Annotated in this window: 14 protein-coding genes; 4 read left to right on the top strand and 10 right to left on the bottom strand. The window is 53.5% G+C overall.

What is annotated here, in order from left to right; translation table 11 throughout:
• Window positions 1-39: 39 nt before the first annotated feature.
• From nuoF to lrhA, 6 genes are all read right to left on the bottom strand, one after another.
• Window positions 40-1377 carry an NADH-quinone oxidoreductase subunit NuoF gene (gene nuoF, locus ACQG19_RS17295; protein ID WP_003861487.1) on the bottom strand — a complete coding sequence of 446 codons (1338 nt, stop codon included), beginning with the start codon at window positions 1375-1377 and terminating at the stop codon, window positions 40-42.
• Window positions 1374-1874, bottom strand: coding sequence for an NADH-quinone oxidoreductase subunit NuoE (nuoE, locus tag ACQG19_RS17300; protein ID WP_003861486.1), 501 nt, complete (start codon window positions 1872-1874; stop codon window positions 1374-1376). Before nuoE ends, nuoF begins: the two co-directional genes overlap by 4 nt.
• Window positions 1875-1876: 2 nt before the next feature.
• Window positions 1877-3679 carry an NADH-quinone oxidoreductase subunit C/D gene (nuoC, locus tag ACQG19_RS17305; RefSeq protein ID WP_013098106.1) on the bottom strand — a complete coding sequence of 601 codons (1803 nt, stop codon included), beginning with the start codon at window positions 3677-3679 and terminating at the stop codon, window positions 1877-1879.
• Window positions 3680-3768: 89 nt separating this feature from the next.
• On the bottom strand, window positions 3769-4443 hold the full coding sequence (gene nuoB / locus ACQG19_RS17310; RefSeq protein ID WP_003861482.1) for an NADH-quinone oxidoreductase subunit NuoB: 675 nt from the start codon (window positions 4441-4443) through the stop codon (window positions 3769-3771).
• Between the two features lie 15 nt (window positions 4444-4458).
• A complete protein-coding gene (gene nuoA / locus ACQG19_RS17315; protein ID WP_014171000.1) occupies window positions 4459-4899 on the bottom strand; it encodes an NADH-quinone oxidoreductase subunit NuoA in 441 nt (146 codons plus the stop codon).
• Between the two features lie 630 nt (window positions 4900-5529).
• Window positions 5530-6468 (bottom strand): transcriptional regulator LrhA, encoded by a 939-nt coding sequence (gene lrhA, locus ACQG19_RS17320; protein WP_028028060.1) that lies wholly within the window; start codon window positions 6466-6468, stop codon window positions 5530-5532.
• 946 nt (window positions 6469-7414) lie between these two features.
• Here lrhA and alaA point away from each other — a divergent pair.
• Together alaA and yfbR are read left to right on the top strand one after the other, a co-directional pair.
• Window positions 7415-8629: an alanine transaminase AlaA gene (alaA, locus tag ACQG19_RS17325; RefSeq protein WP_013098109.1), complete on the top strand. Its 1215-nt coding sequence runs from the start codon at window positions 7415-7417 to the stop codon at window positions 8627-8629.
• Window positions 8630-8746: 117 nt separating this feature from the next.
• A complete protein-coding gene (gene yfbR / locus ACQG19_RS17330; RefSeq protein WP_013098110.1) occupies window positions 8747-9346 on the top strand; it encodes a 5'-deoxynucleotidase in 600 nt (199 codons plus the stop codon).
• A gap of 53 nt (window positions 9347-9399) precedes the next feature.
• Here yfbR and ACQG19_RS17335 read toward each other — a convergent pair whose 3' ends face one another.
• From ACQG19_RS17335 to yfbV, 4 genes are all read right to left on the bottom strand, one after another.
• Window positions 9400-11232, bottom strand: coding sequence for an SLC13 family permease (locus ACQG19_RS17335; RefSeq protein ID WP_013098111.1), 1833 nt, complete (start codon window positions 11230-11232; stop codon window positions 9400-9402).
• Between the two features lie 75 nt (window positions 11233-11307).
• Entirely contained in the window at window positions 11308-11967 is a 660-nt protein-coding gene (locus tag ACQG19_RS17340; RefSeq protein ID WP_023621503.1) for a sugar phosphatase, read from the bottom strand.
• Window positions 11968-11978: 11 nt separating this feature from the next.
• Window positions 11979-12473: a YfbU family protein gene (locus ACQG19_RS17345; protein WP_013098113.1), complete on the bottom strand. Its 495-nt coding sequence runs from the start codon at window positions 12471-12473 to the stop codon at window positions 11979-11981.
• Window positions 12474-12565: 92 nt separating this feature from the next.
• A complete protein-coding gene (gene yfbV, locus ACQG19_RS17350) occupies window positions 12566-13021 on the bottom strand; it encodes a terminus macrodomain insulation protein YfbV (RefSeq protein ID WP_013098114.1) in 456 nt (151 codons plus the stop codon).
• A 336-nt stretch (window positions 13022-13357) separates the two neighbouring features.
• Between yfbV and ackA the strand changes: the two genes are divergently transcribed.
• Complete coding sequence (ackA, locus tag ACQG19_RS17355) at window positions 13358-14560, top strand: acetate kinase (RefSeq protein WP_013098115.1); 1203 nt, start codon at window positions 13358-13360, stop codon at window positions 14558-14560.
• 76 nt (window positions 14561-14636) lie between these two features.
• Window positions 14637-16778, top strand: coding sequence for a phosphate acetyltransferase (gene pta, locus ACQG19_RS17360; protein ID WP_013098116.1), 2142 nt, complete (start codon window positions 14637-14639; stop codon window positions 16776-16778).
• Window positions 16779-16855 lie beyond the last annotated feature (77 nt).

The following is a 16855-nucleotide window of genomic DNA, read 5'->3' on the forward strand; positions in this document are numbered from 1 at the left end:
TGTCTCGAATTGCTTCGAGCGTTAATCAAAATTCTGTTTTTACCAGCGTGCTTTCAGCAGGTTCGGCTGAATACCATTGATTGAATGGGTATTGCTGAACGGCTGCTTGATGCCTGCTTCGAATTCGTCGCGGAAATATTTAATCGCGCTCTGCAGCGGCTCGACGGCACCCGGTGCGTGGGCACAGAAGGTTTTGCCCGGCCCTAAGAATCGACACAGTTGCTCAAGTGTCTCGATATCACCAGGCTGGCCTTCGCCGCGTTCGATAGCACGCAGGATCTTCACGCTCCACGGCAGACCGTCACGGCACGGTGTACACCAGCCGCAGGACTCACGGGCGAAGAACTCTTCCAGGTTACGCACCAGCGAGACCATGCCGATCTCGTGGTCGACGGCCATCGCCAGCGCCGTACCCAGACGGCTACCTGCTTTACCAATGCTTTCGAATTCCATCGGCAGGTCAAGGTGGGCTTCGGTCAGGAAGTCTGTCCCTGCCCCACCCGGCTGCCAGGCTTTAAATTTCAGGCCATCGCGCATGCCACCGGCGTAGTCTTCAAGAATTTCGCGGGCGGTGGTACCGAACGGCAGTTCCCAGACGCCAGGGTTTTTCACGCGGCCGGAGAAGCCCATCAGCTTGGTACCGGCATCTTTGCTTGAGGAGATGCCCTGATACCACTCCACGCCGTTGGCGAGGATAGCCGGAACGTTACACAGGGTTTCGACGTTGTTCACACAGGTCGGTTTACCCCACACGCCGGAGCTTGCCGGGAACGGCGGCTTGGAACGCGGGTTCGCACGGCGGCCTTCCAGGGAGTTAATCAGCGCGGTCTCTTCACCGCAGATATAACGCCCTGCACCGGTGTGCACGAACAGCTCGAAGTCAAACCCGGTGCCGAGAATGTTTTTGCCAAGCAGGCCCGCTTCGGTCGCTTCGGCAATCGCGCGACGCAGGTTTTCCGCCGCTTCGATGTACTCACCGCGCAGGAAGATGTAACCACGGTACGCTTTCAGCGCGAACGCGGAGATCAACATGCCTTCCACCAGCAGGTGCGGCAGTTGCTCCATCAGCAGACGGTCTTTATAGGTACCCGGCTCCATTTCATCCGCGTTACACAGCAGGTAACGGATGTTCATGGATTCATCTTTTGGCATCAGGCTCCACTTCAGACCGGTGGAGAAGCCCGCGCCGCCGCGACCTTTCAGACCCGACTCTTTCACCGCGTTAACGATGTCGTCTGGCGCCATGCCGCCCAGGGCTTTACGCGCCCCGGCATAGCCGTTTTTGCTCTGGTATTCGTCGAGCCATACCGGCTGTTTGTCATCGCGCAGACGCCAGGTCAGCGGATGCGTCTCAGCAGTACGAATTACAGTTTTCATTTGTACTGCTCCAGCAGGTCAGGAATGGCTTCCGGCGTCAGATGGCTGTGAGTATCCTCATCAATCATCATGGTCGGCCCCTTGTCGCAGTTACCCAGGCAGCAGGTTGGCAGCAGAGTAAAGCGACCATCGAACGTGGTCTGGCCCGGCTTGATATTGAGTTTTTTCTCAATCGCAGCCTGAATGCCCTGATAACCGGTAATGTGGCAGACAACGCTGTCACAGTAGCGGATCACATGGCGGCCCACCGGCTGACGGAAGATCTGGCTGTAGAATGTGGCTACGCCTTCTACGTCACTGGCCGGGATACCCAGCACTTCTGCGATCGCATAGATCGCCCCATCCGGCACCCAACCACGCTGTTTCTGTACGATTTTCAGCGCTTCAATGGACGCCGCACGCGGGTCTTCGTAGTGGTGCATCTCGTGCTCAATGGCGGCACGCTCTGCTTCACTCAGCTCAAAAGCCTCGGTTTGTGGTTGTTGATTCTCGTGCATAATTAGCGGTCCACATCTGACATAACAAAATCGATACTACCCAGATACACAATCAGGTCGGAGACCAGACTGCCGCGGATGGCGGACGGGATCTGCTGCAGGTGCGCAAAGCTCGGCGTACGCACGCGGGTACGGTAGCTCATGGTGCTGCCGTCACTGGTCAGGTAGTAACTGTTAATACCCTTGGTCGCTTCGATCATCTGGAAGGATTCTTGTGCCGGCATGACCGGGCCCCAGGAAACCTGCAGGAAGTGGGTGATCAGGGTTTCGATATGCTGCAGCGTGCGCTCTTTCGGTGGCGGCGTCGTCAGCGGGTGATCCGCCTTGAATGGGCCTTCCGGCATGTTGTTGAGGCACTGCTCAAGGATGCGCAGACTCTGGCGCAGCTCTTCTACTTTCAGCATCACGCGGGTATAGCAGTCGGAAACACCGCCGCCAACCGGGACTTCAAAGTCGAAGTTCTCATAGCCAGAGTAAGGACGCGCTTTACGCACGTCGAAATCAATACCGGTCGCACGCAGGCCAGCACCGGTGGTCCCCCACTCCAGCGCCTCTTTCGCGCCGTAGGCAGCAACGCCCTGGGAACGGCCTTTCAGGATGGAGTTACGCAGCGCGGCTTTCTCGTACGAGGCCAGACGTTTCGGCATCCAGTCGAGGAATTCACGCAGCAGACGGTCCCAGCCGCGCGGCAGATCGTGTGCCACACCGCCGATACGGAACCAGGCCGGGTGCATACGGAAACCGGTAATCGCTTCCACCAGATCGTAAATTTTCTGACGGTCGGTAAAGGCGAAGAAGACCGGGGTCATCGCGCCAACGTCCTGAATGAACGTGGAGATGTACAGCAGATGGCTGTTAATACGGAACAGTTCTGACAGCATAACGCGAATCACGTTAACGCGATCCGGCACGGTGATGCCTGCCAGTTTCTCAACGGCCAGCACGTAAGGCATTTCGTTTACGCAGCCGCCGAGGTACTCGATACGGTCGGTATACGGAATGTAACTGTGCCAGGACTGACGCTCGCCCATTTTCTCAGCACCACGGTGGTGGTAACCGATATCCGGAACGCAGTCGACAATCTCTTCGCCATCAAGCTGAAGAATAATACGGAATGCACCGTGCGCAGACGGGTGGTTTGGACCGAGGTTGAGGAACATGAAGTCCTCGTTTTCGGTACCACGCTTCATGCCCCAGTCTTCCGGCTTGAAGGTCAGCGCTTCCATCTCCAGATCCTGCTTGGCTTTGGTCAGCTCAAACGGATCGAATTCAGTCGCACGTGCCGGGTAGTCTTTACGCAGCGGATGGCCGGTCCAGGTCTGCGGCATCATGATGCGCGTCAGATGCGGGTGGCCGTCGAAGGTCATACCGAACATTTCCCAGGTTTCACGCTCGTACCAGTTGGCGTTCGGGAAAAGTTTGGTGAGCGTCGGCAGATGCATGTCGTTTTCAGACAATGCCACCTTGAGCATGATATCCGTATTGCGGTCTATTGAGATCAGGTGGTAGAAAACGGAAAAATCCGCAGCAGGGAGACCCTGGCGGTGCGTGCGCAGACGTTCATCCATGCCGTGTAAGTCAAACAGCATGACGTAAGGTTTTGGCAATTTCTTGAGGAAATCGACAACTTCCAGCAATTGTTCACGCTTCACCCAAACAACGGGTACCCCGGTGCGGGTCGCCTGAACAGTAAAGGCATCCGGCCCAAAACGGTTGCGCAGTTCGCCAATGACGGGGTCATCCAGATGATCCCGGGTCTGCCAGGCGGCTTCTTGCGCGGTTAAGTCGGTCATATTGTTCACCATTGCAAATGGTCCGTGGTGACTGTTAAGCCTGGCTTCGCGCTATTTGAGTAGTGATATGCGAAGGTGTTCTCCAGGCCCACAGGCGCAAATTAAATTTCGTCAGGCGTACGCAGGTTGGTGACGGCAATACGTTCACCACGTTTACGCTCGCGCTCAGACTGCATGTTCGCGCGATAGACACCCTGATCGCCAACAACCCACGACAGCGGGCGGCGTTCTTTACCGATAGACTCCTGCAGCAGCATCAGCGCTTGCATGTAAGCTTCCGGACGTGGCGGGCAACCCGGGATGTATACATCCACTGGAATAAACTTATCTACGCCCTGCACAACGGAATAAATGTCGTACATACCGCCAGAGTTTGCACATGCGCCCATGGAGATAACCCATTTTGGCTCCAGCATCTGGTCATAAAGACGCTGAATAACCGGTGCCATCTTGGTAAAGCACGTACCGGCCACCACCATCAGGTCAGCCTGACGTGGGGATGCACGCAGTACCTCTGCCCCAAAACGCGCAACGTCATGCACCGCAGTGAATGACGTCACCATTTCAACGTAGCAGCAGGAAAGGCCAAAGTTGTATGGCCAGATGGAGTTCTTACGACCCCAGTTGACCATATCGTGCATGGCATGTTCGAGCTTGCCCATGTACACGCTTTTATTGACTTCTTGCTCCAGGGGGTCGGTTACGATCTCCTGTTTTTGCAGGGGGTAACGGTCATTCTCACCGTTAGGATCTATGCGGGTGAGCGTATAATCCATCTTATTGCCTCGCTGTTACTGCTGACGATTAGAGATACTGTTTTCCGGGTTGATGTGTTCACGACGTGAACGCGCAGGCGTCCAGTCAAGCGCGCCAATACGCACCAGATAAACCAGACCGGCCAGTAGCACTAAAATGAAAATTGCGGCCTCGACAAAGCCTACCCAACCACTTTCGCGGATGGAGGTCGACCATGCGAAAAGGTAAAGCGCTTCCACGTCAAAGATGACGAAGAACATGGCTACCAGATAGAACTTGGCAGACAGGCGTAAGCGAGCGGAACCTACTGAATCAATACCTGATTCGAAAGGGGTGTTTTTGTGCCTTGCGCGGGCGCGACCGCCCAGGAACCAGCCGCCGACTAACATCAGGCAGCACAGGCCAATGGCTACAATAAGAAAGATTGCGAATGCCCAGTGATGAGCGATGACTTCTGTGGATGTTGACATACTCATTGCTTACTCATCAAAAGTGATACCAACGACACTGCTCTTGCTGGCAGATGGGCATCACATCGATTCATGGGGAGGAACAAATAACCTTACACTAACTGTCAGAAATGAGACGTAGACAGCAAAATGATGGGGTTTTTTACTCCTTTCTATAACCTATTGTCAACTTTAACAAAGGTTTCTTCACATTAAATTACATCGAGCGATTCTCATTAACATTTGGTGCCCTTTAACCCTGGTGGTTACCTGACTTTTCGTCAAATGCATGTTGTTGAATCGTGTCCGTTTTGGAAGTAAAAAAAATAACCCTCCTATTTTGACAGGATTTGCCAACGATTCCTCCCCCTAAATGGGAGTATTTTCTTGATCTGAGACACGCTTTTGTTAATTCAACCAGTAAAACGGCAACATCTTTCCTGTTTTATTAACATGCCGGGCGCGGGAAGAAAGTGAGAAAAGAATTTGTTCAGACTTTAATCAACTGTATTTTACTCATTGATAATTAAGAACTCTTTTCATTTCACTCTCATTAGCGGAGAGAATTTGTGCAAAAAAAAAGCCACTCCATGCGAAAATCGCGCGAGTGGCATTTTTTTACACTTACATTTTGTTACCAGAATTTTGAGCTCTCGATCACTCAAAGTCACCTTCAACGATCAGGGAGTCATCCCCTCCTTCGTGGGTAACATGCTCGAACTGCCACGGGTTATGATAGTTCTCCATTGCTTCAAACACCACTTTCGCCAGCTCGTTGTTACTGGACGTGTTGTGGCACAGCAGATACTCCGTATCCGGCAGCGAAGGGAGTCCATCGGATTTTCCCAGCACCCGCAGATCCGGGCTCATCATCTCCACCGGACGCGCCGTTACGCCAAGGCCGGCTTTGACCGCTGCGCGAACGGCAGGCAATGTGGAGGCCACATACGCCAGTCGCCACGGAATGTTGGCCTCGTTGAGCGCCGCCAGCACCATATCGCGGAATGGGCTCGGATCGTCCAGTAAGACCAGAGGAACCGGCTCGCCTTGCTGAAGCACATATTCCGCCGCGCAATACCAGTGCGTAGGAGACGTTCGCAGCGTCAGGCAATTAAATTGGCCGGGACGATGCGTGGTGACCACGAGGTCAACCTCGTTCTCTTTTAACATCTCAATCATAAAAGCATTACGCTTCACGCTAACATCCAGCGCAAGCTTCGGATAAACCGAACTGATTCGATTAAGAAGGAACGGCAATATAGTATCCGCTGACTCATCAGATGCACCTAACGTTAGCACACCCTGAAGGTTGCTAAACATTAATGACATACATGCTTCGTCATTAAAGCGAAGTATTTTCCTGGCATAACCCAGTAGCTGAATACCGTGTTCCGTTAAGAGCTTATTACGGCCATGACGGGCAAAAAGCTCTTTACCAACCAGTTGTTCCAGACGCTGCATTTGCTGACTGACGGCGGACTGGGTTCGGCAAACTGCGGCAGCAGCTGCTGCAAAAGTGTTGAGGTCTGCGACCGCAACAAACGTTCTCAGCAGATCGAGGTCGAGATTCATTATCGGACGATTTGCATTTATCATATCTATTCACTTTCAGGTTGCTCGTGCGGAGCTGCCCGGGTTGAAGCTGTGTGTAACAGTTAAGCAATTCCTTCTGGAGTTTTCCCTCGCATCCCGGCCCGGCAGACTGCCTGACAGATAGTTATTGTGCTGCTTTAGTGTATATATCAACAGTCAGAAAGCACGTTTCATGACGTTATTTTTATTCTCTTAAACGTTCAGGATATTTAGATGTTCGCAGGTTAATGTAAATTACATTAAAGGTATGACACCTTTTCTGCCATCTTTATCGCAGCGCTGTCAACGTTGCAGGTTGTGCTTTGCACACGCCAGCCAGAGATAACTCCAACAATAACAATCAATTAATTCAGAAAATCAGGGCAAGATATACAAATCACATACGTCTTTCCTCTGCTTTCCTTAAAGACATCTTAACTCAAATCCACTTTATTTATAAGTCTTATCGCAATATTCAGGATTAAAGGTTGTTGTTAGGCTTCTAAACTAATTTTATTAAAATTAACTAAAGTTGCATTTTGTAGGTTAATAATAAATAAATTTTAATTTAGATTAAAGCCAATCATTAATAACACTTAACATTAATTTCACATGAGCAACTTTTAACCAAAGCCTGCTATTACAGCGTGATCTATTGAAGCACTCAGATTTTACGAAAAGTCACTCAGGTAAACTTCCGCCTTAACCCTGGCCGCTATTTTATTTTTAATAGCACAATATGCAACAAAGATTAAAATTAACAGCACAATTAACCTAATAAAACGCTTTCATGCATAACTTTAGACCAGAAAATTTCAACGCAGGCAGCGAAAGAGATTCAACAGAATTTTTTCTATTGCACAAAATCTTCTTCTGTTTACCCTTCAAAACGAAGCGAGGGGGGAGTACATTGTTCCGTGCTGACTTCCACGGCAGGGAGCGGCAATAATAGCGAAAAGGTTAAAGGTTCATGTCCCCTATCGAAAAATCCAGCAAGCTAGATAACGTCTGTTACGACATCCGTGGCCCGGTTCTCAAAGAGGCAAAACGCCTGGAAGAAGAAGGCAATAAGGTTCTGAAACTCAACATTGGTAACCCTGCGCCGTTTGGTTTTGAAGCGCCGGATGAAATCCTGGTTGATGTGATCCGCAACCTTCCTACTGCACAAGGCTATTGTGATTCAAAAGGACTCTACTCCGCACGCAAAGCCATTATGCAGCACTACCAGGCACGCGGTATGCGTGACGTTACCGTTGAGGATATTTATATCGGCAACGGCGTCTCTGAGCTGATCGTGCAGGCCATGCAGGCATTGCTGAACAGCGGCGACGAAATGCTGGTACCCGCCCCGGATTACCCGCTGTGGACGGCGGCCGTATCACTCTCCAGCGGTAAGGCGGTGCACTATCTCTGCGACGAATCCTCTGACTGGTTCCCGGACCTCGATGATATTCGTGCGAAAATCACCCCGCGTACGCGCGGCATCGTGATTATTAACCCGAACAACCCGACGGGTGCCGTCTACTCTAAAGCGCTGCTGATGGAGATCGTGGAGATCGCCCGTCAGCATAACCTGATCATCTTCGCTGATGAAATTTACGACAAGATCCTGTATGACGCCGCGCAGCACCACTCTATCGCCGCGCTGGCACCAGACCTGCTGACCGTCACCTTTAACGGCCTGTCTAAAACTTACCGTGTGGCCGGTTTCCGCCAGGGCTGGATGGTCCTGAACGGCCCGAAAAAACATGCGAAAGGTTACATTGAAGGGCTGGAGATGCTGGCTTCCATGCGTTTGTGTGCCAACGTTCCGGCCCAGCACGCGATCCAGACGGCGTTGGGCGGTTATCAGAGCATCAGCGAGTTCATCGTGCCCGGCGGCCGCCTGTACGAACAGCGTAACCGCGCCTGGGAGCTGATCAACGACATCCCTGGCGTCTCATGCGTGAAGCCTAACGGTGCGCTTTACATGTTCCCGAAAATCGACGCGAAGCGCTTCAACATTCACGATGACCAAAAAATGGTGCTTGATTTCCTGCTGCAGGAAAAAGTGCTGCTGGTTCAGGGCACGGCCTTTAACTGGCCATGGCCGGATCACGTTCGTATCGTGACGTTGCCGCGCGAAGACGACCTCGAAATGGCCATCAGCCGCTTCGGGCGATTCCTCTCTGGCTACCACCAGTAACACAATCATTCTGCCGGGTGGCGCTGCGCTAACCCGGCCTTCAAAATCCGCAAATTTGCATCTTCCCTCCCCTCCCCGCACAATGAAGTCTGTCGCAGTGAAGACAAAAGGTAACCTATGAGTCAGAGTCATTTTTTTGCCCACCTCTCCCGCCTGAAACTCATCAACCGCTGGCCTTTGATGCGCAATGTGCGCACCGAAAATGTCTCAGAACATAGTCTGCAGGTTGCAATGGTCGCGCATGCCCTTGCGGCCATTAAAAACCGCAAATTCAACGGTCAGGTCAATGCGGAACGTATCGCGCTGCTGGCGATGTATCACGATGCGTCAGAAGTGCTGACCGGGGATCTCCCCACGCCGGTGAAATACTTCAATTCGCAGATTGCACAGGAATATAAGGCCATTGAGAAGATTGCCCAGCAGAAACTGATTGAGATGGTCCCGGAAGAGCTACGCGACGTCTTTGAGCCGCTGATTGACGAACATCAGTATACGGAAGAGGAAAAGTCACTGGTGAAGCAGGCGGACGCGCTCTGCGCCTACCTGAAATGTCTGGAAGAGTTGTCTGCGGGGAATAACGAGTTTTTACTGGCCAAAACGCGTCTGGAAAAAACGCTGGAATCCCGCCGCAGCGAAGAGATGGATTATTTTATGCAGGTGTTTGTGCCGAGCTTCCATTTATCGCTGGATGAGATCAGCCAGGATTCTCCGTTGTAATTTTTCGCCGGGTGGCGGCTTCGCCTTACCCGGCCAACGTTTCTGCGCTCACGCTAAAACGGGAATAACACCGGAATCAGCACCACACATACCAGCATCACCAGTATGGTGAACGGTACGCCAATCTTCACGAAATCGCTAAAACGGTAATTCCCCGGCCCCAGTACCAGCGTGTTAACCGGCGAAGAGACCGGCGTCATAAACGCCGCAGAGGCCGCCATCGCCACCATCATCGCAAAGGGGTACGGCGACACGCCCATTGATTTCGCCATCGCCAGTGCAATAGGCGCCATCAGCACCGCCGTGGCGGTATTGGAAATGAACAGCCCTATCGTGGCGCACATCACGAACAGGCACACCATCATCATATACGGACCGTATCCCCCGCCGATGTCCATGAGCCCTTTAACCACTAAATCCACCCCACCGGTTTTTTGCAGGGCAAGGGCGAATGGCATCATCCCGACAATCAAAATGATGCTTGGCCAGTGAATTGCTTTATAGGCGCTCTCGGCATCAATACAGCGAAACTTGCCCATTAACAGGCAGGCAATAATCGCCGCCACCGGGTTCGGGATCTCGTCGGTGAGCATTAGTGCCACCATCAGCACCAGACAAAAAATGGCGTGAGGCGCCTGGCTGTGGGCCGGAGAGGCATCGCTCTCCTCAACGGGCATGTTGAGTACCACAAAATCGCGGCCTTTTTGGCCGAGCTGGCTGATAAGCTTCCAGTTACCCACCACGAGAAAAATATCGCCCAGCAGGATGGGCTCATCCACCACTGCCCCTTCCATCGCCACGCCATCACGCTTCAGGCCGACGACATTAAGGCCGTAGCGGGTACGGAACCCCATTTCACGCACGGTTTTGCCCAACAATTCCGATTCCGGGATCAGCGACACTTCCGCCATACCCACATCCAGCGCCTGGTCGGAGAAATACTCTCCGCGTAGCACCATCGGCTCCAGCAGCTGCTCACTGCAAAACTCACGCAGATCGACCTCTGCGGTGGACATATCGATCAGCAGAACGTCACGCGCCCGGAATTCGGACACCCCGTTCACGTTGACGATGACCCGGCGAAAGCGACGCCAGCGCTCCACGCCGATCACGTTCGCGCCATACCGTTCTCGCAGCTTCAGGTCATCCAGGCGCTGGCCGACCATTGGCGAACCGGGACGAATGGCCAGACGGCGGGCGCGGCCGGCCAGACGGTACTCTTTAATCAAATCGCGGAAGGTGCGTCGTTTCCAGCCATCTTTAGTTTTATCCTGCTTCTCGCCTTTCAGGGCGAAGCGAGTCAGCAGCATATACACCACACCCATCAACAAAATGACCAGCCCAAGCGGGGTGACGCTGAAGAAGCTAAAGCCCTCCAGCCCTTCACGTATCAGCTCGCTGTTGACCACCAGGTTTGGCGGCGTGGCCACCAGGGTCATCATGCCGCTGATGAGCCCGGCAAAGCTCAGGGGCATCATCAGGCGCGACGGTGAGGTTTGCATCCGCATGGAGACGCTCAACACCACCGGGATAAAGATGGCAACGACGCCCGTCGAGCTCATAAAGGCTCCCAGCCCGGCGACCGTAAGCATGAGGTAGATCAGCATTTTGGTTTCGCTGTTGCCAGCCCCCCTCACCAGCCATGCCCCCACGAGTGTCGCCACGCCGGTGCGCACCAGCCCGTCGCCGATAATAAACAGCGCGGCAATCAGAATGACGTTAGGATCGCTAAACCCCGAGAAGGCTTCCGGCAGCGTGAGCGTACCGCTCAGCGCAAACGCAACGATAACAAACAAAGCGACGGCATCCATGCGCACTTTGCCTGTAGCAAACAGAATGATGGCGATTAAAAGCAGGCTGAGCACCCAAATCAGTTCACCGTTCACAACATGTCCTTGTCAGAGAGAGATGCGAAATTGTGCCATAAAAAAGCCCCAGCAGCGTGGGGCTAAATCATGGGATTACACTTTTAGCGAGACGGTTACAATACCGTCTGGCGCCTTAGCGATATCAAGCGCGGTCAGCGTATTGAGCACAAAGTCCGCCTCGTCCAGCCGGGGAGAATCGGCCGGTACGTTGACGGCGATAACGTGGCTGCCAGCGTTCAACCCGGCCAGCACACCCGCTGCCGCATCTTCCACCACCACGCACTCCGCCGGGGGGATGCCCAGCAGTTCTGCACCCAGCAAAAAGGCATCAGGCTCCGGTTTGCCGCGTTTCACGCGCTCAGCGGTAATGAACACGTCCGGCGTGGGTAAACCCGCCGCCTTATGACGAGCGTGAGCCACGGGAACCGAGCCGGAGGTGACAATGGCCCACGGAATTTGCGCTTCATTCAAATGCTCAAGCAGTTCACGAGCACCGGGTAACGCAGTAATGCCGTCCGTATCGGTGGCTTCAATGTGTTCCAGATATTTAAACTCTGCCTGAATTTCGTCCTCAGAGCGTCCCGCCAGAAAATGGCGGAGCGAGGTTATGGCCTGTTTGCCGTGGATAAAATTCAGCACGTCCTGATGGTCGATGCCATGTCTGTCCGCCCAATGGCACCATGAACGCTCTACAACCGGTAGCGAATCCACCAGCGTACCGTCCAGATCAAACAGAAAACCTCTACACTGCACACGCACCTCCGTCAGGCATTAATGATTTGTTGAATTTCGTTGCTGCTTAAGTGGTACTGGCGCGGGCAGGCGTGCCATGCGCTCAGCATGCGCTGGTATTTTTCCCACATAGGGGTCTGCGCGTTAAAGCCGTGGGTGCCAGCATCAAAGTGCGTATAACGCCCTTCTGTATTCACCATAAAGCGGACATAGCTCAGATAGCGCGCTTCCGTTGCGGCATCAAAGCCTAAGAAAGTGACGCGGCGCTCGTCAATGGACTGCTGATCTTTCAGGTTGGTCCAGGACACGTGAAGCGCGTGGTACATCTCCATAATGTCGATCACGATGCGGCAGGTTTCTTCTTTCAGCTCGCCAAACTCGCGGTCCAGTTCACGCATCTGCAAACCAAAGCCGCGTTCGACGATGGTCTGCAGGCGGCTGTAGCGCTCAGCGTTATCGGGATCAAGCATAGTCATCATTTTGTACTGGTTGGACAAAATCAGACGTTGAGCATGGGTCATTTCCATCTTTCGACTCCTGTAGCGCATGGCACTTGAAAAAAAAGACACGGTAACGGTGTGTTACTGTGCCTTCTTTTATTAGTCGTTTCGATGATCAATCACAAATCATCGAGGAATGTTTTATCAAGTTGCTTAAAAGCTCGCTTAAGCGTGTCAGCCAGCGCCTGATAATCGGGCTTGCCTTCAACCGGAGCGAGTGCCTGACCGGCTTCTTCCAGTTTCCCGCGAACGTCATAAAACCAGTGTAAAACAGAAGGCGGCAGAGGTGTGATTGAACGCTTACCTAACCACCACAGCCCCTGCATCGGCAGGCTCAACGCAAAAAGCGCCGTCGCCACGGCAGGGCCGAGCTGTCCGCCCAGCGCAATTTGCCAGCAGAGGGTAAAAATAGCGACAGGAGGCATGAAGCGAATCGCGTAGCGCGTGGCGCGGATTGTGCGATTCTCAATGAACATGGGCGCAAGGCGTTTTTCCATCGGCCACGTCTTCGCGTAATGCTGTCCCCGACGAAACAGACTAAAAAAATTCACGGACGGGATCTCAGGTGTCGACATGGCATACCTCAACTTCACATATAAAAATTAAAATTTTCGTGCAAAACCACAACAAGCTATGACAACGTTCAAAATATTTTGTCATCACTACCCCGTATCGGGTATCCTGTGCCAGCCTGATAGGGCCGTAGACGAGAATCGTTAACTCGTCAAATTATCGCATATTATGCCATTGTCTGAAAAATGTTCAAAATGGCTTAAAATCATAGGTATTTCTTCCATCCTGCCAGAATGTTCGTTTGGCATGATGTTAATCATAAATGTCTGGGTCAGCATGCGTTACGCTTTTAGACTCTTTGACGTTTTTTTAGCCACGTATCAATTATAGGTACTTCCATGTCGAGTAAGTTAGTACTGGTTCTGAACTGCGGTAGCTCCTCACTGAAATTCGCCATCATCGATGCGCTCAACGGTGACGAGTACCTCTCTGGTTTGGCCGAATGTTTCCATCTGCCTGAAGCACGTATCAAGTGGAAGATGGACGGCAGCAAACAAGAAGCGGCTTTAGGTGCAGGCGCCGCTCACAGTGAAGCGCTGAACTTTATCGTTAACACTATTCTGGCACAAAAACCAGAACTGTCTGCTCAGCTGACTGCGATTGGTCACCGTATCGTCCATGGTGGCGAGAAATACACCAGTTCCGTCGTGATTGACGACTCTGTTATCCAGGGCATCAAAGACTCTGCATCTTTTGCACCGCTGCACAACCCGGCGCACCTGATCGGTATCGCTGAAGCGCTGAAATCCTTCCCGAATCTGAAAGACAAAAACGTGGCCGTGTTTGACACCGCGTTCCATCAGACCATGCCGGAAGAGTCTTACCTCTATGCCCTGCCATACAGCCTCTACAAAGAGCACGGTGTTCGTCGCTATGGCGCGCACGGCACCAGCCACTTCTATGTGACTCAGGAAGCGGCAAAAGTGCTGAACAAACCGGTTGAAGAAGTGAACATCATCACCTGCCACCTGGGCAACGGTGGTTCTGTTTCTGCAATCCGCAACGGTAAATGTGTTGATACCTCCATGGGTCTGACCCCGCTGGAAGGTCTGGTGATGGGTACGCGTTCCGGTGACATCGACCCGGCGATCATCTTCCACCTGCACGACACCCTGGGCATGAGCGTTGACCAGATCAACAAAATGCTGACCAAAGAGTCTGGCCTGCTGGGTCTGACCGAAGTCACCAGCGACTGCCGTTACGTTGAAGACAACTACGCAGAGAAAGAAGACGCTAAACGTGCAATGGACGTTTACTGCCACCGTCTGGCGAAATACATCGGCTCTTACACTGCGCTGATGGATGGCCGTCTTGACGCTGTTGTCTTCACCGGTGGTATCGGTGAGAACGCGGCAATGGTTCGCGAACTGTCCCTGGGCAAACTGGGCGTTCTGGGCTTTGAGGTTGATCACGAGCGTAACCTGGCTGCCCGCTTCGGCAAGTCTGGCTTCATCAACAAAGAAGGCACCCGCCCTGCTCTCGTTATCCCAACAAACGAAGAGCTGGTCATCGCGCAAGACGCGCACCGTCTGACTGCTTGATTCCACACCGCCAGCTCTGCTGGCGGTGCTGTTTTGTCACCCGCCACAATCAGGCGGTAACGAAAGAGGATAAACCGTGTCCCGTACTATTATGCTGATCCCTACCGGAACCAGCGTCGGCCTGACCAGCGTCAGCCTTGGCGTGATCCGTGCTATGGAACGCAAAGGCGTTCGTCTGAGCGTCTTTAAGCCAATCGCCCAGCCACGTGCCGGTGGCGATGCGCCAGACCAGACCACCACCATCGTTCGTAAGAACTCCAATCTGCCAGCGGCCGAACCGCTGAAGATGAACCACGTTGAATCTCTGCTCTCCAGCAACCAGAAAGACGTGCTGATGGAAGAGATCATCGCCAACTACCACGCCAATACAAAAGACGCGGAAGTGGTGCTGGTTGAAGGCCTGGTTCCGACCCGCAAACACCAGTTTGCCCAGTCGCTGAACTTCGAAATTGCGAAAACCCTGAACGCCGAGATCGTCTTTGTGATGTCTCAGGGCACAGATACCCCAGAGCAGCTTAAAGAGCGTATCGAACTGACCCGCAGCAGCTTCGGTGGTACTAAAAACACCAACATCACGGGCGTAATCGTCAACAAACTGAATGCGCCTGTGGATGAGCAGGGCCGTACGCGTCCTGACCTGTCCGAGATCTTCGACGACTCTTCCAAAGCGAAAGTCATTAAAGTTGACCCGGCTAAACTGCAGGAATCCAGCCCGCTGCCGGTTCTGGGCGCGGTGCCGTGGAGCTTCGATCTGATTGCCACCCGTGCCATCGATATGGCGCGCCACCTGAACGCCACCGTGATCAACGAAGGCGACATCAATACCCGCCGCGTGAAATCCGTGACCTTCTGCGCCCGCAGCATTCCGCACATGCTGGAGCACTTCCGTGCAGGTTCCCTGCTGGTGACCTCCGCAGATCGTCCAGACGTGCTGGTTGCTGCCTGCCTGGCCGCGATGAATGGCGTAGAAATCGGTGCTATCCTGCTGACCGGTGCTTACGAGATGGATCCACGCGTCAGCAAACTGTGCGAACGCGCGTTCGCGACTGGCCTGCCGGTATTCATGGTTAATACCAACACCTGGCAGACCTCCCTGAGCCTGCAGAGCTTCAACCTGGAAGTGCCGGTTGATGACCACGAGCGTATCGAGAAAGTTCAGGAATACGTTGCAAGCTACATCAACGCAGACTGGATCGAATCCCTGACCGCGACCTCCGAGCGCAGCCGTCGTCTGTCTCCTCCGGCCTTCCGTTACCAGCTGACCGAGCTGGCGCGTAAAGCGGGCAAACGTGTTGTTCTGCCAGAAGGCGACGAACCACGTACCGTGAAAGCGGCAGCTATCTGTGCAGAGCGCGGCATCGCGACCTGTGTGCTGCTGGGTAACCCGGATGAGATTAACCGCGTTGCGGCATCCCAGGGCGTTGAGCTGGGTGCTGGCATCGAAATCGTTGATCCAGAAGTGGTTCGCGAAAGCTACGTTGCCCGTCTGGTCGAACTGCGTAAGAACAAAGGCATGACCGAAGCCGTTGCGCGTGAGCAGCTGGAAGACAACGTGGTGCTGGGTACGCTGATGCTGGAGCAGGACGAAGTTGACGGCCTGGTATCCGGTGCGGTTCACACTACCGCGAACACCATCCGTCCACCGCTGCAGCTGATCAAAACGGCTCCAGGCAGCTCTCTGGTTTCCTCCGTGTTCTTCATGCTGCTGCCTGAACAGGTTTACGTTTACGGCGACTGTGCGATCAACCCGGATCCAACTGCAGAGCAGCTGGCTGAAATAGCAATCCAGTCCGCGGACTCCGCGATTGCCTTCGGTATCGAACCACGCGTCGCGATGCTCTCCTACTCCACCGGTACCTCTGGTGCAGGTAGCGACGTAGAGAAAGTGCGTGAAGCGACCCGTATTGCACAGGAAAAACGCCCTGATCTGATGATCGACGGCCCGCTGCAGTACGATGCCGCAGTTATGGCTGACGTTGCGAAATCCAAAGCGCCAAACTCCCCGGTTGCAGGTCGCGCTACCGTGTTCATCTTCCCGGATCTGAACACCGGTAACACCACCTACAAAGCGGTACAGCGTTCAGCAGACCTGATCTCCATCGGGCCAATGCTGCAGGGTATGCGCAAACCTGTGAACGACCTGTCCCGTGGCGCGCTGGTAGACGATATCGTCTACACCATCGCGCTGACGGCGATCCAGTCTTCGCAGCAGCAGTAAGTAAAAAAGCCCGGTGGCGCTAACGCTTACCGGGCCTACGGTTTTGTAGGCCGGATAAGCGAAGCGCCATCCGGCAA

The sequence above is a fragment of the Enterobacter cloacae complex sp. 277I4 genome, from assembly GCF_050031465.1.
GTDB classification, from domain to species: Bacteria; Pseudomonadota; Gammaproteobacteria; order Enterobacterales; family Enterobacteriaceae; genus Enterobacter; species Enterobacter cloacae.

Bases quoted from the DNA above. Each gene is read 5' to 3' on its own strand.
- ackA (WP_013098115.1), top strand. From the start codon at position 13,358: ATGTCGAGTAAGTTAGTACTGGTTCTGAACTGCGGTAGCTCCTCACTG.
- alaA (WP_013098109.1), top strand. From the start codon at position 7,415: ATGTCCCCTATCGAAAAATCCAGCAAGCTAGATAACGTCTGTTACGAC.
- lrhA (WP_028028060.1), bottom strand. From the start codon at position 6,468: ATGATAAATGCAAATCGTCCGATAATGAATCTCGACCTCGATCTGCTG.
- nuoB (WP_003861482.1), bottom strand. From the start codon at position 4,443: ATGGATTATACGCTCACCCGCATAGATCCTAACGGTGAGAATGACCGT.
- ACQG19_RS17345 (WP_013098113.1), bottom strand. From the start codon at position 12,473: ATGGAAATGACCCATGCTCAACGTCTGATTTTGTCCAACCAGTACAAA.
- nuoC (WP_013098106.1), bottom strand. From the start codon at position 3,679: ATGGTGAACAATATGACCGACTTAACCGCGCAAGAAGCCGCCTGGCAG.
- yfbV (WP_013098114.1), bottom strand. From the start codon at position 13,021: ATGTCGACACCTGAGATCCCGTCCGTGAATTTTTTTAGTCTGTTTCGT.
- nuoF (WP_003861487.1), bottom strand. From the start codon at position 1,377: ATGAAAACTGTAATTCGTACTGCTGAGACGCATCCGCTGACCTGGCGT.
- nuoE (WP_003861486.1), bottom strand. From the start codon at position 1,874: ATGCACGAGAATCAACAACCACAAACCGAGGCTTTTGAGCTGAGTGAA.
- yfbR (WP_013098110.1), top strand. From the start codon at position 8,747: ATGAGTCAGAGTCATTTTTTTGCCCACCTCTCCCGCCTGAAACTCATC.
- nuoA (WP_014171000.1), bottom strand. From the start codon at position 4,899: ATGAGTATGTCAACATCCACAGAAGTCATCGCTCATCACTGGGCATTC.